At 73.6% G+C, this 26,698-nt stretch carries 19 protein-coding genes; 11 read left to right on the top strand and 8 right to left on the bottom strand.

Features of this window, described 5'->3' with window-relative positions; translation table 11 throughout:
- Window positions 1-4 precede the first annotated feature (4 nt).
- Window positions 5-736: an SDR family oxidoreductase gene (locus IH09_RS15225; RefSeq protein WP_052856766.1), complete on the top strand. Its 732-nt coding sequence runs from the start codon at window positions 5-7 to the stop codon at window positions 734-736.
- A 116-nt stretch (window positions 737-852) separates the two neighbouring features.
- Here the strand turns inward: IH09_RS15225 and IH09_RS15220 are convergent, their stop codons facing one another.
- From IH09_RS15220 to htpG, 6 genes are all read right to left on the bottom strand, one after another.
- Window positions 853-1,602 carry a class I SAM-dependent methyltransferase gene (locus IH09_RS15220; RefSeq protein ID WP_052856765.1) on the bottom strand — a complete coding sequence of 250 codons (750 nt, stop codon included), beginning with the start codon at window positions 1,600-1,602 and terminating at the stop codon, window positions 853-855.
- Window positions 1,592-2,680: a thiopeptide-type bacteriocin biosynthesis protein gene (locus IH09_RS15215; protein WP_052856764.1), complete on the bottom strand. Its 1,089-nt coding sequence runs from the start codon at window positions 2,678-2,680 to the stop codon at window positions 1,592-1,594. The genes IH09_RS15220 and IH09_RS15215 overlap by 11 nt, the downstream gene beginning before the upstream one ends.
- Window positions 2,681-3,988, bottom strand: a complete 1,308-nt coding sequence (locus IH09_RS15210) for a lanthionine synthetase C family protein (protein WP_052856763.1) — start codon at window positions 3,986-3,988, stop codon at window positions 2,681-2,683.
- A complete protein-coding gene (locus IH09_RS15205; RefSeq protein WP_052856762.1) occupies window positions 3,985-7,167 on the bottom strand; it encodes a lantibiotic dehydratase in 3,183 nt (1,060 codons plus the stop codon). Before IH09_RS15205 ends, IH09_RS15210 begins: the two co-directional genes overlap by 4 nt.
- A 120-nt stretch (window positions 7,168-7,287) precedes the next feature.
- Complete coding sequence (locus IH09_RS15200) at window positions 7,288-7,488, bottom strand: hypothetical protein (protein WP_052856761.1); 201 nt, start codon at window positions 7,486-7,488, stop codon at window positions 7,288-7,290.
- A 677-nt stretch (window positions 7,489-8,165) separates the two neighbouring features.
- Complete coding sequence (htpG, locus tag IH09_RS15195) at window positions 8,166-10,112, bottom strand: molecular chaperone HtpG (protein ID WP_052856760.1); 1,947 nt, start codon at window positions 10,110-10,112, stop codon at window positions 8,166-8,168.
- Between the two features lie 470 nt (window positions 10,113-10,582).
- Between htpG and IH09_RS39910 the strand changes: the two genes are divergently transcribed.
- Genes IH09_RS39910 through IH09_RS15165 form a run of 6 tightly spaced genes read left to right on the top strand, consistent with a single transcriptional unit; the run spans window position 10,583 to window position 17,350 of the window.
- Window positions 10,583-11,611, top strand: a complete 1,029-nt coding sequence (locus IH09_RS39910) for a hypothetical protein (RefSeq protein WP_052856759.1) — start codon at window positions 10,583-10,585, stop codon at window positions 11,609-11,611.
- The gene (locus tag IH09_RS39905) at window positions 11,608-12,774 is read left to right on the top strand and encodes a CbiQ family ECF transporter T component (RefSeq protein WP_052856758.1); all 1,167 of its coding nucleotides are present in this window, start codon (window positions 11,608-11,610) and stop codon (window positions 12,772-12,774) included. The genes IH09_RS39910 and IH09_RS39905 overlap by 4 nt, the downstream gene beginning before the upstream one ends.
- Complete coding sequence (locus tag IH09_RS15180) at window positions 12,771-14,387, top strand: ATP-binding cassette domain-containing protein (protein ID WP_052856757.1); 1,617 nt, start codon at window positions 12,771-12,773, stop codon at window positions 14,385-14,387. The genes IH09_RS39905 and IH09_RS15180 overlap by 4 nt, the downstream gene beginning before the upstream one ends.
- Window positions 14,384-15,352: an ECF transporter S component gene (locus IH09_RS15175; protein WP_110952308.1), complete on the top strand. Its 969-nt coding sequence runs from the start codon at window positions 14,384-14,386 to the stop codon at window positions 15,350-15,352. Before IH09_RS15180 ends, IH09_RS15175 begins: the two co-directional genes overlap by 4 nt.
- A 32-nt stretch (window positions 15,353-15,384) precedes the next feature.
- Window positions 15,385-16,803 carry a prenyltransferase/squalene oxidase repeat-containing protein gene (locus IH09_RS15170; protein WP_052856756.1) on the top strand — a complete coding sequence of 473 codons (1,419 nt, stop codon included), beginning with the start codon at window positions 15,385-15,387 and terminating at the stop codon, window positions 16,801-16,803.
- A 58-nt stretch (window positions 16,804-16,861) separates the two neighbouring features.
- Window positions 16,862-17,350 (top strand): DUF4430 domain-containing protein, encoded by a 489-nt coding sequence (locus IH09_RS15165; protein ID WP_052856755.1) that lies wholly within the window; start codon window positions 16,862-16,864, stop codon window positions 17,348-17,350.
- 30 nt (window positions 17,351-17,380) lie between these two features.
- On the opposite strand, the gene IH09_RS15160 is transcribed toward IH09_RS15165, so the two are convergent.
- The gene (locus IH09_RS15160) at window positions 17,381-18,799 is read right to left on the bottom strand and encodes an aminotransferase-like domain-containing protein (protein ID WP_052856754.1); all 1,419 of its coding nucleotides are present in this window, start codon (window positions 18,797-18,799) and stop codon (window positions 17,381-17,383) included.
- A 149-nt stretch (window positions 18,800-18,948) separates the two neighbouring features.
- Between IH09_RS15160 and IH09_RS15155 the strand changes: the two genes are divergently transcribed.
- The 3 genes from IH09_RS15155 to IH09_RS15145 all read left to right on the top strand — a co-directional run bounded on the left by IH09_RS15155 (window position 18,949) and on the right by IH09_RS15145 (window position 24,086).
- Window positions 18,949-20,202, top strand: a complete 1,254-nt coding sequence (locus tag IH09_RS15155; RefSeq protein WP_052856753.1) for a Tm-1-like ATP-binding domain-containing protein — start codon at window positions 18,949-18,951, stop codon at window positions 20,200-20,202.
- 69 nt (window positions 20,203-20,271) lie between these two features.
- Window positions 20,272-21,096, top strand: a complete 825-nt coding sequence (locus IH09_RS15150; RefSeq protein ID WP_052856752.1) for a phosphoenolpyruvate hydrolase family protein — start codon at window positions 20,272-20,274, stop codon at window positions 21,094-21,096.
- A gap of 617 nt (window positions 21,097-21,713) precedes the next feature.
- Window positions 21,714-24,086: a D-alanyl-D-alanine carboxypeptidase gene (locus tag IH09_RS15145; RefSeq protein ID WP_318279459.1), complete on the top strand. Its 2,373-nt coding sequence runs from the start codon at window positions 21,714-21,716 to the stop codon at window positions 24,084-24,086.
- 85 nt (window positions 24,087-24,171) lie between these two features.
- Here the strand turns inward: IH09_RS15145 and IH09_RS15140 are convergent, their stop codons facing one another.
- Window positions 24,172-25,398, bottom strand: coding sequence for an FAD-dependent monooxygenase (locus IH09_RS15140; protein ID WP_052856751.1), 1,227 nt, complete (start codon window positions 25,396-25,398; stop codon window positions 24,172-24,174).
- A 247-nt stretch (window positions 25,399-25,645) separates the two neighbouring features.
- Between IH09_RS15140 and IH09_RS15135 the strand changes: the two genes are divergently transcribed.
- Window positions 25,646-26,650: a TetR/AcrR family transcriptional regulator C-terminal domain-containing protein gene (locus IH09_RS15135; protein WP_052856750.1), complete on the top strand. Its 1,005-nt coding sequence runs from the start codon at window positions 25,646-25,648 to the stop codon at window positions 26,648-26,650.
- Window positions 26,651-26,698 lie beyond the last annotated feature (48 nt).

Raw genomic sequence — 26,698 nt, 5'->3', positions numbered from 1 at the left:
CCGCATGACCATCGAAAACCGGCGCGTCGTCATCACCGGTGCCGCCCGGGACTTCGGGCGCACCCTCGCCATCGCCTTCGCCCGGCTGGGCGCCGAGGTCTACCTCTCCGCCCGCAGCCTGGCGGGCGCCGAGCGGACCCGGGACGAGATCCGGGCGCTCGGCCACGACCGCGTCCACGCCTTCGCCTGCGACATCAGCTCCCCGGAATCGGTCCGGGCGTTCGCCGACGCGGTCCGCGAACACACCGACCACGTCGACCTCCTCATCAACAACGGCGCCGCCTGGCTGGAGGGCGAGGACCTGCTGTCGGCCGACGACGAGGCGATCCTCGCCACCACCGGATCCGGCGCGACCGGCACGGTGCTGGCGACCAAGTACTTCCTGCCGCTGCTGCTCGCCTCGGCGCAGCCGGACATCGTCACCATGGTCTCCGTATGCGGCGTCCCGAACTTCGCGGGCTCCTCCGCACACGACGCCTTCTACGCCGCCAAGGGCGCGCAGAGCGCCTTCACCGGCATCCTGTCCAAGCGGCTGCGCGAGCGGGGCGTCCGCGTCATCTCCCTCTTCCCGCCGGACTTCGACAACATCGACCCCCTCTCGCCCGAGTGGGAGACGGCCCCGCGCGGACCGGAGAACACCCTGACCGCCCAGTCACTCGTCGACTGCATCACCTTCGCGGTGAACCAGCCCCGGGACTGCTTCATCAGCGCCTTCCACTTCGAACCCGCGCCCTGACGCGGGCGGCACCCCGGCCCGCCCACGGGCGCGCCGGGGTGCCCGGGAAGCCACGGGCGCCCCGCGGTGCTGTCCGTGCGGCGCCTGGTGACGCCTGGTGGCACCGCCCAGCGGGATCAGTCCAGGACGAGATGGGCCAGGTAGTGGAAGTCCCCGGAGTGGATCTCCTCGATGCGCCAGGGGGAGCCGGCGGTGAGCTCCGCCAGGTCGTCGGGGGAGAGGAAGGCGTAGCGGAACCAGTCGGTCGCCAGACCGGCGTAGCGGACCCGGATCCGCCACTGCCCCGGGAGACGGCCGGCCGCCACATTGCGCGCGCGGTACTCCGTCTCGGACGGTGCCGTCAGGCGGGCGGGGTCGAACGTCGTGCCCAGCAGCGCCGCCCCGGGCCGGGCCACCCGCGCCAGCTCCTTGAGGACGCGCGGGGCCTGTTCGCGGCTTTCGAGGAAGCCGAGCCCGTTGCCGGTCATCACGAGGGTGTCGAACTCGCCGTCGACGGCGCCGAGATCGGCCGCCGTGGCCTCGATGGCGCGCAGTCCGCGTTCGCCGCACAGGCGGACGGCTCCCGGGGAGGGGTCGACGCCGAGCACCTCGTGTCCGCGCCCCTGGAGTTCGGCCATGGTGCGGCCGCCGCCGCACCCGATGTCGAGGACCGTGCCGCGGACCCGGCGCAGCAGCTCCCGGTCGACGTCCGGCCAGGCGTCGGCGGCGGTGAAGTACAGGCCCGCGTCCGAGTGGTAGAGCTGCCCGTCGTCCCGTTCGAGGAGTTCGCGGACCCCGCTGCCCGCTCCGCCGCCCGCCCAGCAGTCCTGGAGCATGGCGCCGAACGCGTCGCCGCCGGTGGGTGCGCCGTGTACGTCAGGAGTCATGTGCCCCGTCCTTCGCCGGTCCTTGTACCAGTGCTTCGGTGATGCCGATCTGCCAGTCCTTCGGCAGCCGTGCGCGGTTCCAGTGGAAGACGAGGAGGAAGGCGGCCGCCTCCCGGGGGCCGACCCGCGCGCCTGGCCCGGTGAAGTACTCCGCGCGCCACTGGGCGCAGATCTCCGCGACGGACTCGCGGAACGCGGCGAAGTCGTCCTCGACGGCCGGGCCGCGGAGCGCGTCGAGCCGCTCGGGGGAGTACCAGACCTGGCGCAGCCTGGCCGCGGTGTCCGCCCAGCCGGCGGGCGGGTCCCCGGTGAACCTCCGGCCGACCTGCCACCGCATCCGGTCCCAGACGTCCCGGTCCTCGAAGTCCGTGATGTGCAGCTCCGTGAACAGGACGCGGATCATGGCCATCGACAGCGCCCACACCGGCGCGGGCGGCTGGGCCAGGGAGAGGTGCCGGAGCCAGACCAGGGAGTCCGCGGTGAAGACGCGGTGCACACTGCGCATCGACTCCGGGCCGCCGAACAGGTGCTGCTCCGGTTCGTACACGGCGTGGTGGACGCCGGTGAGGATGCCGCGGGCCCGCCAGTCGTCCCAGGTCCGCGCCAGCAGGCCGGCGGCTCGCTCCCGGAGGTCGGGGCGGGTCTGGAAGCGCACCCGCAGGCCGGGGGTCTTGTGGACGAAGAAGAAGTCCTCGACGGTCCTTTCGGCGAGGAGTTCGCGCACCGTCCCGAGCAGGGCGGCGTAGAGGTGGGGTGCCCCCGTGGCCGCCGGCGAGGTCAGCAGGCGGTACTCCAGCCAGGCGTGCGGGCGGTCGGCGGCCCGCAGCGCGGGCAGGCCGGCGCCGAGGAAGACCTCGGCCGCCGGGAGCAGTCCGTCGGGCGGCGCCGCGTCCGTGCCCTCCAACTGGTCGGCCACGGCGCGCAGGAACCGGGGGAGCGGCAGATCGAGTGCGCCGCACCGGACGGTGCCGCCCGGTGCCGGTGCCGCTCCTGAGCCCCGGTCGGGTCCGGACCCGTCGGCGGACCGCCCGGCGAGGGGCTGCTCTTCGGACGTCTGCGTGGCAGGGGTGCGGGGCATTCAGTTCACCATCAGAACGGTGTCCCAGGGCAGTGTCCGCCCGGGACGTGCGTAGGAGTCGAGGGCGAGGGCGAGGCCCGCGGCGCCCTCCAGGAATCCGGCCGGTTCGTTGCCGGGGCGCAGACCGTCGTGGCCGATCTCCAGCGGCGGGCAGCCGGCGGTGTCGAAGCCGTCGAGGATCCGCTCGGCGACGGTGTCGATGAGCGCGTCCGCCCGCGCGCCGACGGGCCCGTCCGTGAAGAAGCGGAGCAGATGCAGCACACCGGCCCACCCGTGGCACAGCGACCAGTGATCGGCCCGCCAGGCGTCCAGGGGGAGGGCGGCCACCGCGCCGATCGAGTCGTCGGCCAGGCGCAGCCAGTCCTCCCGCCCCAGTGCCTGCCCGGCGAGCTGCAGGGCCCGGGAGATGCCGGGGGTTCCGTAGCACCAGGCGACCCGGCCGCGGCCGGCGCCGGGCGCGTTGCCCTCGAAGGTGTCCAGGGAGACGGTATGGGGCCAGAAGACGCCGTACTCATCGGTCTGCCGGAACCGGTCCAGCAGACCGACCAGGCGGCGGATCGCCTCCTCCTGGCCGTCGGTCACGGCGCCCTGCCGGTGGGCGAGGGAGAGCAGGGCCAGCGGTCCGGCGATGCCGTGGGCGAGCCCCAGGTTGAGGTGGCCGGACTCGCGCAGGGCGCGGTCGGTCGTCGGGTACCAGTTCGGCGGGGTGGTCGACCAGTAGCGGGGGACCTGGCGGCCGACGTGCTCGGTGGTGCCGAGCATGGCCGCCAGGGCGGTGAGGATCCGCTCCATCTCGGCGGAGCCGCCGAGTCCGCGCAGCAGCAGGTACCGGCCCAGACCGGCCAGGCCGTCCAGGACGTCGAACCGGGCCATCGGGCCGAGCGGGACGGTCTCCACCACGTGGCACAGGCCGCGGGCGCCCTCGGCGGCACGGGCGTCGAGCGAGGCGAGGGCCTTCGCATAGCCCCCGCCGGCCCGGTGGGCGAGGTCCAGCGCGAACCCCAGGCCGGCGATCTCGTAGAACAGGCCGTAGTGGGGCCTGGGCTGGCTCTTGAGACTGTCCGCGGCCAGGCCCAGATACCGGTGCGCGGTACGCCGGTCATCCGGTTCGGCATCGGACCGGCTGCTGAAGAGCAGTGAGATACCGGCGTATCCGCTGGCGAGGGACGTGGTCTTCCAGCGGTCGGCGGGCTCCGTCCCGGTGGTGGCGTGGGGCAGGCGCGCGGGGTCGCGCAACCGGTCGGCCAGGGTGTCGACGAGCGCCAGGGCCCGGTCCCGGTGTCGGGGTACCGGCACGGTCGGGGTCACTGCCCGCTCCTCTCCTCGGCCGTCGCCGCCGGTGCGGCGCCGGACGGTGCGGTGTGCCGGGCCCTGCCGAGGTGGGCACGGGCCGCGTGCGCCAGCAGGGCCAGGCTGCGCGCCTCGCTGTACGGGTCGATGCCGTACAGCCGGTTGTGGTGCATATGGAGCAGACTGGCCACCGCGGTGTCCTGCCAGCCCCGTCCGGCGTACCGGCCGATACCGGGCAGCAGCAGTTCACCGAGTCCGCGCGCCGTCGTGGCGACCCGGTCGAGCGCCGGCAGTGCGGGCGCGGGCAGCACCCGGGCCAGCTCCTCCCGGGCGCGCCCCGGCGGCACCAGCCGCGCCGCCGCCGCGATATCGGACCGGGCGGGCGCGGCGCCGTTCTCCCTCGGGAGCGACCGGTGCACCCAGGAACACCAGTCCCACGGCCCCAGCGACTCCAGCAGATGGACGTAACCCGCCAGCAGGAGCAGGTCCTTGCGGACGCCGCCGCCACCGGCGAACAGGGTCAGCAGACCGGTCGCCAGCCCGCTGTCGGCGCAGAACCACTCCTCGGCGCGCCGGACCCCCTCCGGCCCGCCGTAGCGGGAGACCTCCGGTGCGTACGAGGAGACCTTGAAGTCCCGGATGAGACCGGCCTTCTTCAGGGAGTCGCAGAAGCCCAGCAGCTCCGGCCACACGGTGCTGGCGAGCTCCGCGGGGTCCCCGTGCAGCCGCAGCCGGATGTGGTGGCCCGCCTCCCGGTAGCGCATGAAGAACCAGCGGTCGACCCGCCCGGCGGTGCGGTCGATCAGCGGGGGGAGGTGGCGGGTGAGCAGCTCCTCGTGGACCTCGGGCACACCGTGGAGTTCGACGAAGGCCCATTCGCCGCCCGGGTGATGGGCGGTCGCGGCGGCGCTGTTGGCGAGGCGCTGCACGTCCAGCTCCGCCGCCGACGGTTCCGCGCCGGGCGGCCGCGGTGCGCCCCGGAGCGGCACGATGATCTCGTTGCTCCGGCCGCCCAGCCAGCCGTACACCTCGCCGGAGTCCCGGGGGCTCTCCGCGACGGTCACCCGGCCCCGGGCGATTTCGCGGCGGAGTATCTCCTGGTGGAAGGCGTTGCCCAGGTCGAGTTCGCAGAGCTGGTCGCGTTGGCCGACGGTGACCCGGTCGGGGACGCGCGCACCGGTCCGCCAGGCGTCCACCGCCCGCCCCCAGTCCTTGCCCCGTCCCGCGCTCTCCCGCATCGCCGCGCTCGGCCGCCAGCTGAGGGGCGAGAGCACGACCCGGCCGAGCCGGACGCGGGGCAGCCAGGGGAGGTGCTCGAACGGTCCCCAGTCCCACGGCTGCCAGGTCTTGTCCTCACCGCAGTACGGGAGTTCCCCGAGGAGGCGCGCGAGATTGGGTGCGGCGGTGCCGAGCGACAGCACATGGGGGATCACCGGCCGGATCTCCTGGCCGGTCGTCTCCCGGTACAGGCGGAGCCGGTCGCCGTCCGCGGCGACGACGAGGTCCCGCCAGTCGATACAGCCCTCCCCGCCCGGATCGCCGAAGGTCCCCACGGGGATCGAATGCGGGAGGAGGTCGGGCACCTGCATCACGTTCAGCGCGCGGGGCAGCACGGGGCGGAACGTCACCTGCGCGGCCAGTGCGCCGTCCGTGTCCGCCATCAGCCGGCCGAGGTCCTCGGCGCTGTCGGTGAGCGCGGCGAACCGCCCCGCCATCGCGCCGGCGGTGGGCGTGCCCACGGACGGGGTGGTGAGGAGGTCGAATCTCCCGGCCGCCAGGTCCTGCGCGCTGCCGGCCAGGAGCTGGAAGCAGAGTTCGAGCGAGGCGGGGACCGGCGCGTCCGGATCGACGGTCAGCCGCCGGACGTCCTCCTCGGTGAGGACGACCTCCCGCCGCTCATCGGCCAGGCCCCGGTGCAGCACATCGGCCAGCGCCTGGATCCGGTCGTCCGCGCCGGCCGCGGCCCGCTTCCCGGACGGGAACTCGTTGCTGGTCCTCGGGTGGAGGTAGGTGTCCGGGTAGCCCAGTCCGCGGTGCGGGTCGACGAGTTCGGCGAGCCGCACCGCGCCGTGCTGCCCGTAGGCGTCGAGGAAGGCGCGCCGGTATCCCCGCATATGGGCGTAGGACTCGTTCTTCGGCGACATCGACCACATCGCCGCGGCGTACCGCTCGATCTCCTCGGTCACCGCCGGGGGAATCTCGGCATCGGTGTCCAGACGCAGGTCCACCTGAGGCGCGACCGCCCGGGAGCGGTGCGCCCGGCCCGACACCTCGACGAGACGGCGCCACGGCTCGCGGCCCTCGCCCGGCGCGGTACCGCCGTACGTGGCCAGGGCGGCGCGCACCGCCGCCAGGTGGGCGCGCTCGTCCGAGTCCGCGGGCAGGACGCGCTCCAGCGACTCCAGGTAGGGATCGTCGAGCCGGGTCGGGGCGAGCTGGGTGAGCAGGACCTCGTGGGCGACCAGGCTGCCGAGGAAGGCTTCGAGACGGGCTTCGCCGAGGCGGGGGTGGGCCGCCACGGCCGCGGCGAGCAGTTCCCGGTACGGCACGGGGCGGGCGGCCGCTTCCCGGACCCAGGACAGGACCGGTGTGCACCGCAGGGAGAGTTCCTCGCTCGCCTGCCGGGTGGTGGTCGCCTTCTCGTCGCCCGCGCTGCGCAGCCGGACGTGCGGCAGTACCAGCCGGTCGCCCCGGACGAAGCAGAGGTTGTTCAGCACGACGTGCAAGGAGCCGCGGACATCCGGGTCGGCCAGCCACTTCGCGGCCAGCCCGTCGAACCAGCCGGCGTCGGGGCGGGCCGACTTGACCGCGGCACCGGCGGCGGGGGCGTCCGCCGGGCGGTCCTGCCCGCCGGGCACCGACACTCCGGCGAAGAGGCCGAACGGCGTGGGCCGGCCGGTGATCCGCCGGGCGTAGCGGGTGACGGATATCGCCGCGCGGATCAGCTTCTTGCGGCTGACCGCCGTACCGCCCGCGATCTTGTCCAGCTCCGCCGAGAGGGCGTCACTCGACACCGCGATGGCCTCGCGCAGCACGGGATGCGCGGCGATACCGGTGAGGTACGCGACGAGTTCCGCGTCGGTCGGCGCGGTGGTGCGCCCGAACCCCTCGACGGCCTCGTCGAAGGTGTCGTGGGGGAGGGCGGCGGACCGCAGGAGAACCGGTCCGACGGCTGTGAAGGGGCTGCGCCGCGTCATGCTGAGGTTCTTTCCGGTCGGGTCAGGCGGCCGGGGCCGCCATCGGCGGGTGTCGCCGATGGCGGCCTGCGGCCTGGACGTTCAGGACTCCGTGAGTCCGGTCGGTTCAGGACCCCGGGGTCAGCAGCACATGGGGTTGCAGCCGTTGGTGAACGCGCACGAGGTGCCCGTGGCGCCACCGGTGTCACAGGTGATGAACGTGAACATCGTCGGTTCGAGCGGGGCGTTCGCACCGCCGGTGACCGCCGTCTGGATGTCCAGGTCGAGGTCGGCGAGGTCGAGATCCAGATCCGTCTCGGCCGCGAGGAGGGCAGTAGTCATCGAGATTTCCTTACTCTTCGTGTAGTGCGCGAAAGCGCATTGCGGGAAGATCGGGTACTCATATGTGACGTATGCGGGTGAAAGAATTCCGCCGCATATTCTTGCCGGGCCCGGCCTGCGCCGGAAAGGCACGTCAGGCCGCGCCCATTCGGTAACGCGACGGCGTCTCGTCGCCTTTACCCTCGCGCGGAATTTCTCGCGAGCGGTACTGCGTCAGCAGGACGGGACAGGCCGAAATCGCAGAAGGAGACCGATGGATGGAATTGCAGCCTCCCAGGTCAAGTCCGCGGAACGGGCCGTGCGTTGCCGGTTACCGAGGATCTTAGCCCGTATGGTTCGAAGTGGCTAGAACATTTACACGACATTGCCGTCGGGGGCGTTACGGGCGGGGCCGGCCGGTGAATCGCCGTACCGGACACCGGCGTTCCGCTCCGCGGGCCGTTCCCGTTTTCCGGGCCGACCGGATAAAGCCGAAGAGGAGAAGTCCGCTGTTCCCGCGGAGGTGGTTGCGCGGTGGCCGTCGGGGGAGTGCTGAAATCCCGGTCGATTCACGGGAGTTATGCCGAACGGCCGGGGAATGGGGGCGCCGGCCGCGTTGTCGCCGGCGCGCGCTCTGCGCACCGGTCCGCGGGGCAGGCGTTCGTCGGCCTGCCCCGCGGCCGGGTACCCACAGGTGCCTACAGGGTGCGCTCCAGGCGGTCCGCCATCAGCTTGGTGAAGCGGGACGGGTCGCTCAGTTCGCCGCCCTCGGCGAGCAGTGCCAGTCCGTAGAGGAGCTCGGCCGTCTCGGCGAGGTCCGCGTCGTCCGCGCGCTCGGCCTGGGCCGTCCGCAGGCCGGCGACCAGCGGGTGGCCGGGGTTGAGTTCCAGGATGCGCTTGGTACGGGGCATGTCCTGGCCCATGGCGCGGTACATGTTCTGCAGGGCCGGGGTCACATCGTGCGTGTCCGAGACGATGCAGGCCGGGGAGACGGTGAGACGGGAGGAGAGCCGGACCTCCTTGACGTCCTCGCCGAGCCGCGCCGTCATCCAGGTCAGCAGCTCCGCGAACTCCTGCTGCCGCTTCTCCCGCTCGGCCTCGACCTCCTTCTTCTCCTCCTCGGTGTCGAGGTCGGCCTCGCCCTTGGCGATGGAGCGCAGCTGCTTGCCGTCGAACTCGGGGACGGCGTCGACCCACACCTCGTCGACGGGATCGGTCAGCAGCAGCACCTCGACGCCCTTGGCCCGGAAGGCTTCCATATGGGGCGAGTTCTCGATCGCCGCACGGGACTCGCCCGTCATGAAGAAGATGTGCTGCTGCCCCTCCTTCATGCGCTCCACGTACTGCTGGAGGGTGGTCGGCTCCGCCTCGTCGTGGGTCGTGGCGAACGAGGAGACACCGAGGATCGCGTCGCGGTTGTCGAAGTCGCCGAGCAGACCCTCCTTGAGGACCCGGCCGAACTCCCGCCAGAACGTGGCGTAGCGCTCCGGGTGGGCGGCCATCATCTCCTTGATGCTGGACAGCACCTTCTTCGCCAGCCGGCGGTGCATCAGCTGGATCTGGCGGTCCTGCTGGAGGATCTCGCGCGACACGTTGAGCGAGAGGTCCTGCGCGTCGACGACACCCTTGACGAAGCGGAGGTACTCGGGCATGAGCGCTTCGCAGTCGTCCATGATGAAGACGCGCTTCACATAGAGCTGCACACCGCGCTTGTGCCCCTGCGAGAACAGGTCCTGGGGTGCGCGCGAGGGGATGAAGAGCAGCGCCTGGTACTCGAAGGTGCCCTCCGCCTGCATGCGGATGGTTTCGAGCGGATCGTTCCAGTCGTGGCTGATGTGCTTGTACAGCTCGTGGTACTCGTCATCGGACACATCGTCGCGGGACCGGGCCCACAGGGCCTTCATGGAGTTGAGCGTCTCGGGCTCCGGCGGGGCCGTGCTCTCAGCGTTCTCAGCGTTCTCGCCGTCCGCGCCGCCCTCGGCGTCGGCCGTGGGCTCCGCGGCCATCTTGACCGGCCAGGTGATGAAGTCCGAGTACCGCTTGACGATCTCCTTGATCTTCCAGGGAGAGGTGTAGTCGAAGAGCTGGTCCTCGGTGTCCGCCGGCTTGAGCCGCAGCGTGACCGAGGTGCCCTGCGGGGCGTCGTCGGCCGTCTCGATCGTGTAGGTGCCCTCGCCGGTGGACGCCCAGCGGGTGCCCTTGCTCTCGCCCGCGCGCCGGGTCACCAGGGTGACCTCGTCGGCGACCATGAAGCTGGCGTAGAAGCCGACGCCGAACTGCCCGATGAGCCCTTCCGCGGCGGCCGGGTCCTGGGCCTCCTTCAGCTCCTTGAGGAACTTCGCGGTACCGGAGTTGGCGATCGTTCCGATGAGCCGGACGACCTCGTCGTGCGACATGCCGATGCCGTTGTCGCGCACCGTGAGGGTACGGGCGTCCTTGTCGGCCTCGATGTCGATGTGGAGGTCGGACACGTCGGCCCCGAGCGTGTCGTCGCGCAGGGCTTCGAGGCGGAGCTTGTCCAGCGCGTCGGACGCGTTGGAGATCAGCTCGCGCAGAAACACGTCCTTGTTCGAGTAGATCGAGTGGATCATCATCTGCAGAAGCTGGCGTGCTTCTACCTGGAACTCGAATGTCTCGGTCGGCATATGCGTGGAATCCTTACAGGTCACCAGGTGACGGGAGCTTCCCGGGCACTGTAGATCAACGGATCGCCGCGGAGAACAGGTTCCTCTTATCGCGGAAAACGGGCTCCCAAGCAGGTGCCGCCGCCCACCGGCGGGCATCCGGCCGCGGGTCTGGTGGGCATAGGGGAACGGGCGTACGATACTGCCTGGTTCCGTCAGGTGACGGGCCGACAACTTCATGCGTACGCAGTGGGGAAAGCCGGTGGGAATCCGGCGCTGACCTGCAACCGTGAGCAGCGCACCGACGCTGCGAGCCGGACCGCCCAGTGCGCTACGTGCACCGCTTCTCACTGTCATGGTCCGCAGCGTGGAGCCCGAACGCCCTGTTCGCCGGCCCCTGCCGCTTTCTGCAAGGAATGCGCGTCAGGGGTTTGCCGTGCGGCCGGGGTGGCTCGTGGGTCCTGATGCCGGCCCCGTCCGGAAGGCATCTGATGGCCGGCCACCGACCAAGGGCCGCGGCGCTCGCGGCCGGCATATCGCTGCTCCTCGGCGCCACGGCGGCGTTCGCCCCCACGGTCTCCGCCGACCCGGCGGCGCGGACCGCGCTGGTCGACACCACCCGCGGCAGCGCCGGTTACTGCAAGGACGGCACCGGCGTCACCGTCGTCATCGACTTCCAGGACCTCGGCGGCCCCTCCCTCGTCCGCTGCGCGCCCGGCGACCAGGCCACCGGGCTGACCGCGCTGAAGAACGCGGGTATCCACATCACCGGCACCACCCGGTGGGGCGAGGCGTTCGTCTGCCGTATCGACGGACTGCCCGGCCCGGAGAGCGAACCCTGCGTCGACACCCCGCCGGCCACCGCCTACTGGTCGTACTGGCACGCCGGCAACGGCGGTCCGTGGACCTACAGCCAGTGGGGCGTGACGAACCGCAAACCGCCGCCGGGCAGCTTCGAGGGCTGGTCGTTCGCCAGGAATCGGTCCGAGGACACCAGGACGGCACCACGCATCGCACCGCTGCGCCCCGCCGCCGACGGCTCGTCGGGCGGCAGCGGCGCCGGCACCACCGGCGGCGGGGGGACGGGCGGCCCGGCCGGCGGCCCCGGTACGTCCGGCGGCGGACAGACCACGTCCGGCGGCGGCGCACCCGCCACCGGCCCCACCACGGCCGGGCGGCCGGACGGCTCCGCCGGACGCGATGGGACGGCCGCCACCCCCGGACCGCAGGCCGGGCCGGACCAGCCGTCCGAGCCCGCGACGGAGACACCGCGGGACCACACCGCGGACCCCTCGCCCACGGCATCCGAGGGGCCGCTGCCCGGTACCGCGGCCGAGCCGACCCCGGCGGCCGGGTGGACCGGCCGCCGGGACGGACCGCCACCGGCCGCCGCCGCGCCGGACGGTGGCATCCCCGTCGGCACGGTGGCCGGAGCCGCCGCGGCCGCCCTGGTCGCGGCCGCCGCCGGCGCCACTGCCTGGCGCCGACGACGGGCCGCCCGAGCCGACCGGTCCGCATGACGTACCGCCTGCTGCCCTTCGGCAGACCGCTGCCCCGCACCGTGCACCCCGGCGCGTGGTGGCTGTGGGCGCTGTGCCTGGCCACCTGCGCCGGCCGCACCACCAACCCACTGCTGCTGATCATGATCCTGGCGGTCTGCGGCTATGTGGTGGTGCGACGGCGCGGCGACGCCCCCTGGGCACTCGCCTTCCGGATGTACGTCCTGCTCGGCGCCTTCATCGTCACCATGCGGGTGGTCTTCCGGATCGTCTTCGGCGGCGGACAGGGCGAGCACATCCTGTTCACACTGCCGCAGCTCCCGCTGCCCGAATGGGCCGCCGGCATCCGGCTGTTCGGCCCCGTGGCCGCCGAGCAACTGCTCGGCGGCTGCTACGACGGACTGCGGCTGGCCACCATGCTGGTCTGCGTCGGCGCCGCCAACGCCCTGGCCAACCCCAAACGGATGCTCAAGACACTGCCGGGCGCGCTCTACGAGATCGGCACGGCGGTCGTCGTCGCGCTGACCTTCGCACCGCAACTCGTCGAGAGCGTCCTGCGGGTCCGCCGCGCCCGGCGGCTGCGGGCCGGCGGACAGAAGGGACTGCGCGCCCTGCGCGGCATCCTCGTCCCGGTGCTGGAGGACGCCCTCAACCGGTCCCTCGCCCTCGCGGCAGCCATGGCCTCGCACGGCTACGGACGCACCGGCCGTACCGCGCCCGGCGCCCGCCTGCTCACCGGATTCCTGGTGATCACCGGTCTGCTGGGGGTGTGCGCCGGGCTCTATGGCGTCATGGACGCCGCCTCGCCCCGCTATCTGGGCGCACCGATGCTGCTCGCCGGCCTGGCCGTCGCCACCACCGGATTCCTGCTCGGCGGACGGCGGCTGCGGCGCACCCGCTACCGGCCGGACCGCTGGCGGCCGGGCGAAGCGGTCGTCGTGGGCTCGGGCCTGCTGGCCGCGGCGCTGATGTCCGTGACCACCAAGGTGAACGCGGCCCACCTCTACCCCTCGCTCAACCCGCTGACCTGGCCGGAGGTCTCGTTGCTGCCCACCGTGGCGATCCTGCTCGGCGCGCTGCCCGCCTGGCTGGCGCCGCCGCCCGAACTCGCCGCGGAGCCGGCGCCCCACGGCACGGCGGCGCCCGCCGCCACCGGGGCCCGGGTCGGGGAGCCGGTCGCGTGATCCGGTTCGACGAGGTGACCTTCACCTACCCCGGGGCCGGGCGGCCCGCCCTGCGCGACGTCGGCCTGCACATCGCCGAGGGCGAACTGTGCCTGGTCACCGGGCGCACCGGCGTGGGCAAATCCACCCTCCTGGGCGCCGTCAACGGCCTCGTACCGCGCTTCACCGGCGGCCGGCTGCACGGCAGGGTGAGCGTGGCCGGGCAGAGCACCGAGAACTTCCCGCCGCAGGAGTTCGCGCATCTGGTCGGCGTCGTCGGCCAGGACCCGCTGGCCGGCTTCGTCACCGACACGGTCGAGGAGGAACTCGCCTACGGTATGGAGCAGTTGCGCCTGCGCCCGGAGGTGATGCGCAAACGCGTCGAGGAGACCCTGGACCTGCTGGGCATCGCCGAGCTGCGCCGCCGCGCGCTGCGCACGCTCTCCGGCGGCCAGCAGCAGCGCGTGGCCATCGGCTCCGTGCTCACCACCCACCCCAGGGTGCTGGTCCTGGACGAGCCGACATCGGCGCTGGACCCGACCGCCGCCGAGGACGTCCTCGCGGCGATCATCCGCCTCGTGCACGACCTCGGGACGACGGTGCTGGTCGCCGAGCACCGCGTGGAGCGGGTGGTGCAGTACGCCGACCGGCTGCTGCATCTGGACGGGGACGGCGGCGTACGCGACGGCCACCCCGCCGACCTGATGGCCGACAGCGATGTCGCACCGCCCGTCGTGCGGCTGGGGCGCCTGGCGGGCTGGCGGCCGCTGCCGCTCTCCGTCCGCGACGCCCGCCGCCGCGCCGGTGAACTGCGGGCGCGGCTCGCCGCGCACACCCCCGCACCGGCCGGCGCCGCACCCGGCGCCGTGCGGCTGACCGCCCGGCGGGTCACCGTCGCCCACGGCCCGACGATCGCGGTGCGGGAGCTGGACCTCGACCTGCGCCGCGGCGAGGTCACCGCGCTGATGGGCCGCAACGGCTCCGGCAAGTCCTCACTGCTGTGGGCCCTCCAGGGCTCGGGGCCACGCCGCTCGGGCACCGTGGACGTGGCGGGGACCGATCCCGGTACGGCGTCCGCGCGGACGGCGCGGTCCCTGGTCGGACTCGTCCCGCAGACGGCGAGCGACCTGCTCTATCTGGAGACGGTGGCGGCGGAATGCGCCCAGAGCGACCGCGAGTCGACCGCCCCGCCCGGCACCTGCCGCGCCCTGCTCGACTCCCTGGCCCCCGGCATCCCCGGCACCCGGCACCCCCGCGACCTCTCCGAGGGCCAGAAGCTCGCCCTGGTCCTCGCGGTGCAGCTCGCCGCGGCACCGGGCGTGGTGCTGCTGGACGAGCCGACCCGCGGCCTCGACTACCACGCCAAACGCCGCTTCACCGACGTGGTACGGGAGTTGGCCGCGCAGGGGCGCTCGGTGGTGGTCGCCACCCACGACGTGGAGTTCGTGGCCGGGGCCGCGGATCGCGTGGTGGTGCTGGCCGAGGGCGAGATCGTCGCCGACGGCCCCACCGCCGAGGTCGTCGTCTCCTCACCGGCGTTCGCCCCTCAGGTGGCGAAGGTCCTCGCACCGCAGCCCTGGCTGACCGTCGAGCAGATAGTCCGGGCGCTGGCCACGGAGGAGGTGCCCACATGACCGCCGGGACCGACGGCGGCCCCCGCCCGGCGGACCACCCGCCGCGCCCCACCGACGCCGCACCCGCGGCGCCGGAGGACACCGCGCCGGACCCCGGGAAAGACCCCGCGGCCCGCGCCGCCACGGAGCGCCCGTCCGGCCGCCGCACCTCGGTGATCCGCCTCGAACCGCGCACCTCGGTGGTCCTGTTACTGGCCACCCTCGCCGGACTGGCCATGTTCTGCTGGCCGTTGTTCGCACCCCCGCAGCCGGCGGCCACGGCACACGCCGCCGACGCGCCGCTGCTGTTCCTCCTCGCGATGCCGGTGATCCTCGCCGTCGTCCTGGCGGAACTGTCCTCCGGCGGTATGGACCCCAAGGCGCTCGCCCTGCTCGGGGTGCTGTCCGCCGTCAACGCCGGTCTGCGCCCGCTCGGCGCGGGCACGGCGGGCATCGAAACGGTCTTCTTCCTCCTGGTGCTGGCGGGCCGGGTCTTCGGCCCCGGCTTCGGGTTCGCCCTGGGCGCCGTCTCCCTCTTCGCCTCCGCGCTGCTGACCGCGGGCGTCGGGCCCTGGCTGCCGTTCCAGATGGTGTCCGCCGCCTGGATCGGGCTGGGCGCCGGGCTGCTGCCCCAACGGGTGCGGGGCAAGGCGGAGATCGCCATGCTCGCCGCGTACGGGGTGCTCGCCGCCTATGTGTTCGGCTTCATCATGAACATGTGGTTCTGGCCGTTCACCGCCGGCCCCGGCACCCAGCTCTCCTTCACGGCGGGCGCCCCGCTCCTGGAGAACCTGCACACCTTCTTTCTCTTCACCCTCACCACGTCCACGTTCGGCTGGGACACGGGGCGGGCGATCACCAATCTTCTCGCGATCCTCCTCGTCGGCCCGGCGGTCCTGGCGGTGCTGCGCCGCGCCGCCCGCCGTGCCGCGTTTGACGCCCCGGTCCGCTTCACCCCGCCACGGCGCACGGCACCGCACCGGTGACGGCCCGGATCCCCCAGAGCAAGGAGCCCCTCATGTCCCCGACCGCCCGACGCGGCAGACCGGCCGCCGCCCTGGCCGCGCTCGCGCTGGCCGCCGCCGTGCTGAGCCCCACCGCGGCGGCGGCCGACGCACCGCCCCCGGCCCTGACATCGCCCGCGAACTCCGCCGCCACCTGGGCGGCCGCCCAGCTCAAGGACGGCAGCAACGCCTCCGGCGACCAGGGGCTGACCGCCGATATCGTCCTGGCCCTCGCCTCCACCGGGACCGGCGGCCGCGTCGCCGCCAAGGCGACGGACTGGCTGGCGGCCCACACCGGCGACTACGTCGACCGCGGTACCCCCGGGAAGGTCTTCGCCGGGGGCGCCGCCAAACTCGCGCTCGTCGCCGCCGTCGAGCACCGCGACCCCACGGACTTCGGCGGACACGACCTGGTAGCCACCCTGCTGGGCCGGCTCCAGGACAGCGGCCGCTTCACCGACGACCTGCCGACCGGCGACATGTCGAACCAGTTCACCCAGTCGCTCGCCGTCCTCGCCCTCCAGCGCACCGGCAAACTGCCGTCCGCCGCCGTCGACTTCCTCGCCCGCTCCCGCTGCGCGGACGGCGGCTACCCCCTGACGTTCCGCGCCGACCCCGCCAAATGCTCCTCCCACACCGACAGCACCGGTCTCGCCGTCCAGGCCCTGCTCGGCGCCGGCCGCCCGGCCGACGCCGCCCCCGGCCTGGACTGGCTGGAGAAGCACCAGAACGCGGACGGCGGCTTCTCCGACAACGGTTTCGGCACCGCACCCGGCAACACCAACACGACGGCTCTGGACGTCCAGGCCCTCACGGCGGGCGGCCGTACCGCGACCGCGGCCAAGGGCCTGGCCTGGCTGATCTCGCGCCAGGTGCGCTGCGACGGCGCCGAGGCGGACCGCGGCGCCGTCGGCTACCAGGAACCGAAGGCCGACGGCAGCGCCCTGCGCGCCACCGCGCAGGCGGTCCCCGCCCTCGCCGGGAAGTCCCTCGACCGGATCGACGGCCGGAACGCCGCGGACGGTCTGGAGCCCGTCGACTGCTCCCCGGGCACCACCACCGGCGGCACGGGCGACCCCGGCACCGGCGGTACGGACGGGGGCGCCACCCACGGCGGAACCCACTCCGGCGGCGCGACGGGCGGCCCCGCCACCGGCGGCTCCACCGGCGGCGGGACGGGGACGGAACCGAGCACCGGCCCCACCCCCACCACCGGCAGCACACCCCCCGCCGGCCCCGGCACCGACTCCGGAGGCGCCGACTCCGGCGGCTCCGGCCCGTCAGGCGGCGGCCCCGCGCAGACCACCACCGGCGGCAGCGGCGGCCTCGCCGCCACCGGAACCCCGGCGCTGTCCCTGGCCGGCGCCGCCGCCGCGCTCACCGTCGCGGGCGCGGTGACCGTGCTCGCCGTACGGCGCCGCCGCACCGCCTGACCCCCGTACCACCACCCGCCCCATCCCCACCCCACCCGAAGGACAAGGACGGCTTCACATGTTCGGAAACCTGCGGCACCGCATCCTCGTCACCGCGGCGGCCCTCGGCCTCGCCCTCACCGCCTGGGCACCGGCGGCCACCGCCCAGGCCGCCCCGGCCGCGGCCGCGCCGGTCACGGTGCACCTGACCGTGACCGGCCCCGGCTCGGTCCTCTACAACGCCGACCTCAAGACGACCGGTCACACCGTCACCACCGCCTCCGGCGGCACGCACATCTGCGACGGCACCAACAACGGCGCGAACCCCTCGCCCGGTGCGACCCCGACCGCCGCCCTGGACGACGCCGCCCACGCGGCCGGCTTCACCTGGGACGGCACCTGGTACGCGTCCTTCAACGACTACCTCGTGGCGTCCATCGCCGGGCATACGGGCGGCTCCGAGGCGTACTGGAACATCGCCGTCAACGGCGTCGCCACACCGGTGGGCGGCTGCCAGTTCCGGATAGCCGACGGCGACAGCGTGGCGTTCACCTGGACCGAGCTGTAAATCCCCGCTCCTGGCCGCCCCCCCGCGCCCTCAGTGCGGGGGGCGGCTCCGCTCCGCGCAGTCGACGAGGACGGGCAGGGCCCGCTCCAGGCCCCCGTCGCGGTCGGCGAACGGGAGCCGCAGATGGTGGCGGAAACCGTCGACGGCGGAGAAGGCCGGGCCGGGGACGATCAGTACCCCCGCGCGGCGGGCGAGCTGAGCGGTGGCCTCGGCGTCGGCACCGGGGATCTCCACCCAGAGGGCGGAGCCTCCCGCGGGGCGCTCCCACCGCCAGCGGGGCGCCCGGTCGGCGAGGAGCCGCTCGGTCTCCGCGAGGCGCTCGCGCAGCTGGGCGCGGCGCCGGGCGCGCGCCTCGGGCAGCTGCCGGAGCAGTTGCACCGCCAGCATCTGGTCCACCACCGGGCAGGACAGATCGACGGACTTCTTGATGTCGGCCAAGCGGCGGATGACGGTGGTGGAGGCGCGTATCCAGCCCAGCCGCAGACCGCCCCAGAAGAGCTTGGACAGGGTGCCGACGGTGGCGGTGGCGGCCGGTGGCAGCCGCGGCGCGAGGGAGACGGGCGCGGCATCGTCGCGCAGGGACAGTTCCGCGTAGGCGTTGTCCTCCACCGTGTACAGACCGTGCTCGGCCAAGGCGGCGGCCCAGGCCCGGCGGGCGGGCTCGCCCATCCCGCGGCCGGTGGGGTTGTGGACGGACGGCTGCAGATAGACCAGGCGCGGGCGGACATGACCGGCCAGCCGTGCCAGCGCGGCGGGGCCCTCGCCGGGGGCGGCGTCCGCCGGCAGCGGGACCAGCCGGGCACCGCGGGCCCGCAGCGCTTCGAGGGCGCCGCGGTAGGTCGGATCCTCGACGATCACCGTGTCACCCGGCTCTACCAGCCCCTGGGTGATCAGCCAGACGGCCTGCTGGGACCCGGCGGTGACCAGGATCTGCTCCGGTGACGTCGGCAGGCCCGCGGACCGGTGATACTGAGCGATCCCCGCACGCAGCTCCGGCAGCCCGTACGGAAAGTAGCCGTCGCCGGCCAGCGCGGCCGTGAGGTCCCGGGTGGACAGGGCGCCGACCGCCGCCGCGACCGCGGGCAGCCCGTCCAGCGCGCCGCTGGACAGGTCGATGCCACCGTCCCGGGTCCCGAAACTGGCCAGCCGCCCCTCGGTCGCGGGTTCGCCCACCGCCCCGGACCCCCGCAGCCGGGACCCGCTGCCCTGCCGGCTCTCCAGCCACCCCTCGGCCTCCAGCAGCCCGAACGCGGCCGTCACCGTACTGCGGCTGACGCCGATCGCCGCCGCGAGGGCGCGTTGCGAGGGCAGCACCGTGCCGGGGGCCACGTCGCCGCGCTCCGCCAGCTCGCGCAGCGCGTCCGCCAGCAGCCGCGGCAGCGCCTCGGTGCCGCCCTTGGACCACCCGGTCAGCAGACGCGACAGACGGGTGGGCGGTATCCGGTCCATGCCCCCATGATCCCCCGCCGCGCCCCACCCGCCCGGACGGGCGCCGGGCCGGCCGGCGCCCCGCAGGCCAATTGCCCCCAAGTGGTCTTTGCCGCCCGCCGGCGCCGGACGCAGGATCAGGAGCACCGTCCGTTCAAAGGAGCAAGGACATGGCGACCGTGGTGCTGGTCGGGACACTGGACACAAAGGGAGCGGAGTACGCGTGGCTCGCGACGCGGCTGCGCGCCGCCGGCTGCGAGGTCGTGACCGTCGACGCCGGTGTGCTGCCGCCGCCGGCCGGCGCGCCCGCCGGTGACATCGACGCCGCCGCCGTGGCACGCCGCGCCGAGCACGACCTGGCGGCACTGCGGGCGGGCGGCGACCGCGGCGCGGCCGTGGCGGCGATGGCCGAGGGCGTCGAGCGGGTCGTCGCCGACCTGTACCGGCAGGGGCGGCTGCACGCGGTGCTGGCGGTGGCCGGCAGCGGCGGCTCGTTCATCGCCGCCCGTGCCATGCAGGCCCTGCCCGTCGGCGTACCGAAGCTGCTGGTCTCCACCATGGCGAGCGGGGACGTGGCGCCGTACGTGGGCAGCAGCGACCTCACCATGATGTACAGCGTCGTCGACGTCGCGGGCATCAACTCCGTGTCCTCCCGGATCCTGGGGAACGCGGTGGCCGCGGCCGCCGGGATGGCCGCCCACCACGAGCGGAGCCTGAACCATCCGCAGCCGCAGGGCCGCAAGCTGATCGGCGCCAGCATGTTCGGCGTCACCACGGAAGCGGTCGACGCCGCCCGCCGGCGCCTGGACGAGCTCGGCTACGAGGTCCTGGTCTTCCACGCCACCGGTGCGGGCGGCCGGGCCCTGGAGAAGCTCGCCGCCGGCGGGTTCCTCGCCGGCGTCCTGGACCTGACCACCACCGAACTCGCGGACGAACTGGTCGGCGGTGTGCTGAGCGCCGGGCCCGACCGGCTCACCGCGGCGGGCCGGGCGGGCATCCCCCAGGTGATCGCCCCGGGCGCGCTGGACATGGTCAACTTCGGCCCCGCGGAGACCGTCCCGGAGCGCTTCGCCGAACGCCGGCTGCTCGTCCACAACCCCACCGTCACCCTGATGCGCACCACGGCCGAGGAGATGGCGGCGCTCGGCACCACCCTCGGGCACAAGCTGGCCGCGGCGCGTGGCCCGGCGGCGGTCTTCTGGCCGCTGCGCGGCGTCTCCGCCGTGGACGCACCGGACGGCTCCTTCCACGACCCGGCCGCCGACCGGGCCGGTCTCGTGGCGCTCCGCGCGGCCCTGGCGGACAGCGCCGTCACCCTGCACGAGATCGACGCGCACCTCAACGACCCGGCCTTCGCCGTCGCCGCCGCCGACCACCTCCACCGGCTGATCACCGCGCACGACCGCGCGTCCGCGCACGCCTGAACCCGTACCGACCGAACGACCGCACGACCACGCACGCCTGAACCCGTACCGACCGAACAGGAGCCACTCGTGAACCGCAATGAAGCCCTGGCCCGCCTGACCGACCAGGTCGGCGCCGGCCACGCCGTCATCGGCGCCGGCGCCGGCACCGGCCTGTCCGCCAAGTGCGCGGAGGCCGGCGGCGTCGACCTGCTGATCATCTACAACTCCGGCCGGTACCGGATGGCCGGCCGGGGTTCGCTGGCGGGCCTGCTGCCCTACGGCGACGCCAACGCCATCGTGCTGGACATGGCGGGCGAGGTCCTGCCCGTCGTACGGGACGTGCCGGTACTCGCCGGAGTGTGCGGCACCGACCCCTTCCGGATCATGGGCAACTTCCTCGACCAGCTGAAGGCCGTCGGGTTCACCGGCGTACAGAACTTCCCCACCGTCGGACTGTACGACGGCACGTTCCGCGCGAACCTGGAGGAGACCGGTATGGGCTTCGGCCTGGAGATCGACATGATCCGCCAGGCCCATGAGCGCGATCTGCTCACCGCCCCCTACGTCTTCGATCCCGACCAGGCCGCCGAGATGGCACGGGCCGGCGCGGACGTCCTCGTACCGCATGTCGGGCTCACCACCAAGGGCGCCATCGGCGCCGCCACCGCCCTCACCCTCGATCAGGCGGCCACCGCCGTGCAGGAGATGCACGACGCCGCCAAGCGGGTCAACCCGGACATCATCGTGCTCTGCCACGGCGGCCCGATCGCCGAACCGGCGGACGCCCGCTACATCCTGGAGCACACCTCCGGTATCGCCGGCTTCTTCGGCGCCTCCTCCATGGAACGCCTGCCCACCGAGCGCGCCATCACCGACCAGGCCCGCGCCTTCAAATCCCTCTCCCTGGGCTGACCTCCGACAACGGTCCGCCGCGCGGCCGCGCCCCCGGAAAACCAGGGGCGCGGCCGCGCGGCAGGCCCCGCCCCGGGGCTCCCGGCAACCGCCGTCCGGTCGATCGAGCCGGGCCCCACACGGTGTCACCGGACACCTGCGCCACAGTGGTAGTCAATTCATTACATACGGCGTGTTCTCTCCCGGAACCATCACGTGTTTCGACCCGTCTAGCAGCTCGGTGATCCACTTCTTCTGCGGAGTGGCGGACACCGACCAGGCACAGGGCAAGGGACGAAGGAGACACGGTGGCGGGCGCATCCCCTGGCAGACCGGAAGAGCAGCAGTCGTCAGGGGAGTTGACGGGGGACCAAGCCCCTCGGCGACGTGACGACCTCCCCCCGGTGGCGCCGCACGGCTCCGCGGACCACGGTCCGGCGGACAAGGACTCCGCGGAGCGCGGGTCCGCGGGTCGCGAGCCGGCGGACAACGACCCCGCTGGTCGCGACCCGGCGGGTCGTGAGTCGACGGGTCATGACGCCGGGAAGGCTGCCCCCTCCTGGGCGTTCACGCCGAGGAACAGAACGTCCGGAGACAGGGCTGCGGCGAGCGGTCAGGCCGTGACGCGCGGCGAGGCCGTGACGGGCCGCGGGACCGAGAAGGGCGCGGCCGACGAGGACAGCAGGGACAGCAGGGACGGTAAGGCGGGCGCGGGCGACGGGACCGGCAAGGCCGACGCGAACGGTACGAACGGTACGAACAGCGTGGTCGGTGCGGTCGGCAAGGCCGCTGGGACCGGGACGATCGGCACGCACGGCGAGGCTGGCGAGAACGGGGAGGCCGGGGACCCCGGAAAGGTCGCCGGGCCTGGCCAGGTCGCCGGGTCCGGCCAGGCCACCCAGCCGGGCAAGGCCGCCGAGCCGGGCCGGGTCACCCAGCCAGGCCAGGCCACTCAGCCGGGCCGGGCCACCGAGACCGGCAAGGCCACCGAGACCGGAAAAGCCACCGAGGCCCGCACGGGCTCCGAGGCCCGTACGGGTTCCGTGACCCGTACGGGTTCCGAGACCCGCACGGGCTCCGTGACCCCGGAGGGCGCGGCCGACGCCGGGCGCGCGGAATCCGACGGTGGCGACGATGCCAACGGTGCAGACGGGGCGGTACGGGCTACCGGCGCGGTACGGGCCGACGCAGGGACGGCCGCCCGCACCGGTGCCGAGCCCAGGCCGTCGGCGCTGCCCGTCCGCGTACCGAAGCGCCCGGCCGCGCAGGCGGACGACGCGCCGGACGCGGAGCGGACCAGCCGGTTCGTGGCGCTGAAGTCGACGGACCCACGACCGCTCAAGCCCCCGCAGCCGATGTCGCCGCTCAAGCCCCCGCAGCCGGTGGCGCCGCCCAAGCCTCCGCAGCCGATGCCGCCGGGCCAGGCCGGGCCCCGTCCGCCGGCCGCCCCCGGTAGCGGCGCCGCCGCTCCGTCCGCCGGGGACGGACCGGCCGGGGGAGCGGGCGGCGGCGCACCGGTGGCCCGGCAAGCGGACACCGGGCCCGCCTGGCGAGCGGTGGACACGCAGGCACCGGAGGCGGGAAACCGCACCGCGGCCGGCGGCCCCGCCCTCGCCGGACCGCCGGCCGCGCCCTTCGCCGACCGGCCTGCCGGCCCGGCGGCCGGGGTCCCGGACGCCGCCCGCCCGCAGCCGGACACCCAGCCGCCGCTGGACCTCCTGGCGCAGCTGACCAACACCCCGGCGCCGCCCGAGACTCCGATGCGTACGGCCGCCCGGCGGGTGAAGATATGGGGCTCGCTGGCGGCGCTGCTCGTGGTCGGCCTCGTAGTCGTCCAGGCGGTGCGGCCGCTGCCCGACCCGAAGACGGTGCTCACCGCGCAGGAGACGCACACGTTCGACGGGGCCGGGCCGTCGCTCCCGTGGCCGACGGAGGGGCAGGCGGTCGTCGACGTCAACGGTCTCGGCCGGATGGGCGCGTTCGGCGAGATGAAGCCGCTGCCGATCGGCAGCGTCGCGAAGGTGATGACCACGTACCTCGTGCTGAAGGGCCACCCGCTGGAGAAGGGGGCGAAGGGCCCGTCCCTCCCCGTCGACCAGAAGGCCGAGGACGACTACACGCAGGGCCGCAAGGAGAAGGAGTCGGTCGTCGAGGTCAAGAAGGGGCAGCAGATCTCCCAGCGCGAAGCCCTGGAGGCCGTCATGCTGCCGTCCGCGAACAACGTCGCCCGGCTGCTCGCCCGCTGGGACGCCGGTTCCGAGGAGGCGTTCATCGAGAAGATGAACGCGACCGCGAAGGAGCTCGGGATGACGAACACGACGTACACCGACGCGAGCGGGCTCAAGGAGACCACGGTCAGCACCGCCGAGGACCAGGTGAAACTGGCGAAGAAGGCGATGGCGGACGAGGTGTTCCGCGAGATCGCGAAGATGACGAACTACACCGCCACCACGACATCGGGCACCGGCAGTCCCGGTGACCCCACCACGCGGACGCAGTACAACTTCAACAAGCTCGTGCCGATGTTCGGTGTGGTGGGCATCAAGACCGGCTCCACCACCAAGGCGGGCGGCAATCTGCTCTTCGCCGCCGAGAAGAAGGTGGGCACGACCACGCAGCTGATCGTCGGCGCGGTCTTCGGACAGCACAAGCCCAACATCATCGAGACCGCCACCGAGCACAGCAAGCAGCTCATCCTGGCGGCGGGCAAGGAACTGACGGAGCGGACGGTGGTCAAGAAGGGCCAGGTCGTCGGCGCGATCGACGACGGACTCGGCGGCCGGACGCCGGTCGTGGCGACCGCGGACATGGCGGTCGTCGGCTGGCCCGCCGCCGCCGTGCAACTGAAACTCACCGACGGCGGAAAGAAGCTCCCGCACGCGGCCAAGGCCGGTACGGAGGTCGGCCTGCTGACGGCGGGCAGCGGCCAGGGCGAGGTAAAGGTACCGGTGGCACTCCAGCAGAACCTCGTCGAGCCATCGTTCACCGCGAAGCTCACCCGCCTGGGCTGAGCGACGGCCGGGGACCGGGGGACGGGGGACGGGGCTGCGACGCGGCCCCGTCCCCCGTATTACCGACTCAGGTCCGCATACGCCGTCAGGCGGCGCCCCTGGGTTCCCGCACCGCCGCGCGGCCGTAGTCGGGCAGGGCGATGTTCCCGGCCTTGGCGAACTGCGCGGCGAGCAGGTTCCGTACCGGCCAGTGGTTCATCGCGCGCATCGAGAGGTCCCGCAACCGGATGGCGAGCGCGCCGGCGGGTGCGTACCCCGAGGCGCCGCCGGGCGGCAGCTCCTGGGCCTGGCGGACGTACGGACGCATGATGCGGTCGTAGTTCCGGAAGGCGATGTGGTGGTCGCCGTCGGCGGCGGCGAGTTCACCGGCCAGCACATAGGCGCCGACCAGGGCGAGGCTGGTCCCCAGACCGGTCAGCGGCGTCGGGCAGTAACCGGCGTCGCCGAGCAGCGCCACCCGGCCGCGCGACCAGCTGTCGAGGTGTACCTGGCCCACGGAGCCGAAGCAGAAGTCGGACGCCGTACGCATCCCCCGCAGCAGGCGCGGGACCTCCCAGCCGGCGCCGGAGAAGCGCCCGGCCACCAGCTCGCGCTGGGCGGCGATGTCGCGGCGGTCGTAGGCGAGCGGCGGGGACCGGAAGCTGAGACCGGCCTTGACCTCGCCGGGCAGGCGGCCCGGCCGGGCCGAGGCGACGCGCCCGCCGGGTGCGCTGTACATCTGGTACCAGCCGTCGAGGTCCATCTCCTCGGTGACGGTGAACCATGCGGTGTAGAGGTCCAGCGGCCGGATGTGGTGCGCCTCCGGGCCGAAGGCCGCCGCGCGCACCGCTGAGTGCAGCCCGTCCGCCCCGACGACCAGCCCGAAGCGACGCGGCCCGGCCCGCTCGAAGGTGACGGTGACTCCGTCGTCGTCCTGGTCGAGCCCGGTAATGGTGTCGTCGAACAGGTACTCCGTGTCCGGCAGGGTGGCGTCGTACAGCAGGCGGCCCAGGTCACCGCGGAGGATCTCGATCTCGGAGATGATTCCCTCGCCGCCAAAGCTGTCCGCCGGCATCCGGGCGGTGATCCGCCCGGGGGCGTTGACGTAGGCGAGGCCCCGCTGGTCGACACAGAGCGCCCGCGCACGGTCCATCAGGCCCATCCGCGTGATCACGGTGCGGCCGGCGCCGCGCAGATCCACGGTCTGGCCGCCGGGCCGGGGCGCGGGCGCCCGCTCGACGACCGTCACGGTGAAGCCTGCCGCGCGCAGCCAGTAGGCCAGCGCGGGTCCGCCGATACCGGCGCCGGAGATGAGTATGTCGGTGTTCCCCATGGCGCCGAATGTACGGCGTACGCGCGCGTCGCAGCAACCCCCAAAACTGCGCTGAACAAGGAGATTAGGCGAGATCTGGGCCGCCTGGTGCACTGGTGCACCAGGGCTGAAGGGGCGGGTTGCTCCCGCCATCCGGTGCGCGGGGGAGGTGTCTCCCCGGCGCGGAGGCAGGTACGGCCGCGGCAACCGGAACGTCGGGGGCGGTTAGGGTGGCGGCGATCGGGTGCACTAGTGCGGAGGGGTATCGGTGAACCGACAGGAGGCGCCTCGCTCAGGCCGGATCGTCGCCGAACTGCGGCAGCGGATCGAGGCGGGCGAGCTGGCGCCGGGCGATCGGGTGCCGTCAACCCGTGAGATCACCCGGCAGTGGGGGGTCGCGATGGCGACCGCGACCAGAGTGCTCGCCGAGCTCCGGCAGGAAGGTCTGGTCCGCGCGGTCCGGGGTGTCGGGACGGTCGTCGAAGCCAGAAGCAAGCCGGCGCGCACCGGCCGGCCCCCGGCCGCCGGACGTCCGGACGCGTCACCCGCTCCCGCGTCACCCGCCCGCCGCCAGCCCGTCGCGGACGAGGCACTCACCCTCGGACGGATCGTCACCTCGGCCATCGCCGTCGCCGACGCGGAAGGACTGGCCGCGGTCTCCATGCGCCGCGTCGCCGCGGATCTCGGGGTGGCGACCATGTCGCTGTACCGGCACGTGGCGGACAAGGACGACCTGTTGATGCGGATGATGGACGCGGCGTTCTCCCGGTGGACGTTCCCCGCCGTCCCGCCGGAAGGCTGGCGGGAACAGCTCACCCTCGCCGCCCGGATGCTGTGGGACATGTTCCGCCGCCACCCCTGGCTCGCACCGGCTCTCTCGCTGGCCCGGCCGCAGGCGGTCGCCGGCGCGCTGCCCTTCACCGAGTGGGTGCTCACCGCCCTGGAGCGCCACGGCCTGGACTTCTCCCTCGCCTTCACCGTGCACCTCACTCTGTTCAACTACGTGCGCGGCACGGCGTTCAACGTCGAGATGGAGCGGGAGGCGGAGGCGCTCACCGGCCTCGACAGCGAGGAGTGGATGGACGCCCAGGAGCCCGCGTTCCAGGCCCTCCTGGCCACCGGCCGGTTCCCGGCCCTCGGACGGCTCACCGAGTCCGGGTACGACTTCGACCTCGACGGCCTCTTCACCTTCGGCTTGCAGCGCCTCCTCGACGGCATCGCCGCATTCATGGAGGCCGCCCGAAACGATGCGGAGCGGGAAGCGGCGACGTGACGCCGGGACTCGCCCGCCCACCCGAGCCCCGGCCCGAAGTTCCGCCCG

The organism is Streptomyces celluloflavus, assembly GCA_000720995.1.
GTDB lineage: Bacteria > Actinomycetota > Actinomycetes > Streptomycetales > Streptomycetaceae > Streptomyces > Streptomyces celluloflavus.
Note: the sequence above shows the minus strand (reverse complement) of the source record. Positions and strands in the feature narration are given on the sequence as shown.

Coding starts and splice junctions, on each gene's coding strand:
- IH09_RS15155 (WP_052856753.1), top strand. CDS start 18,949: ATGGCGACCGTGGTGCTGGTCGGGACACTGGACACAAAGGGAGCGGAG.
- IH09_RS15175 (WP_110952308.1), top strand. CDS start 14,384: ATGACCGCCGGGACCGACGGCGGCCCCCGCCCGGCGGACCACCCGCCG.
- IH09_RS39910 (WP_052856759.1), top strand. CDS start 10,583: ATGGCCGGCCACCGACCAAGGGCCGCGGCGCTCGCGGCCGGCATATCG.
- IH09_RS39905 (WP_052856758.1), top strand. CDS start 11,608: ATGACGTACCGCCTGCTGCCCTTCGGCAGACCGCTGCCCCGCACCGTG.
- htpG (WP_052856760.1), bottom strand. CDS start 10,112: ATGCCGACCGAGACATTCGAGTTCCAGGTAGAAGCACGCCAGCTTCTG.
- IH09_RS15140 (WP_052856751.1), bottom strand. CDS start 25,398: ATGGGGAACACCGACATACTCATCTCCGGCGCCGGTATCGGCGGACCC.
- IH09_RS15205 (WP_052856762.1), bottom strand. CDS start 7,167: ATGACGCGGCGCAGCCCCTTCACAGCCGTCGGACCGGTTCTCCTGCGG.
- IH09_RS15160 (WP_052856754.1), bottom strand. CDS start 18,799: ATGGACCGGATACCGCCCACCCGTCTGTCGCGTCTGCTGACCGGGTGG.
- IH09_RS15225 (WP_052856766.1), top strand. CDS start 5: ATGACCATCGAAAACCGGCGCGTCGTCATCACCGGTGCCGCCCGGGAC.
- IH09_RS15220 (WP_052856765.1), bottom strand. CDS start 1,602: ATGACTCCTGACGTACACGGCGCACCCACCGGCGGCGACGCGTTCGGC.
- IH09_RS15215 (WP_052856764.1), bottom strand. CDS start 2,680: ATGCCCCGCACCCCTGCCACGCAGACGTCCGAAGAGCAGCCCCTCGCC.
- IH09_RS15170 (WP_052856756.1), top strand. CDS start 15,385: ATGTCCCCGACCGCCCGACGCGGCAGACCGGCCGCCGCCCTGGCCGCG.
- IH09_RS15200 (WP_052856761.1), bottom strand. CDS start 7,488: ATGACTACTGCCCTCCTCGCGGCCGAGACGGATCTGGATCTCGACCTC.
- IH09_RS15165 (WP_052856755.1), top strand. CDS start 16,862: ATGTTCGGAAACCTGCGGCACCGCATCCTCGTCACCGCGGCGGCCCTC.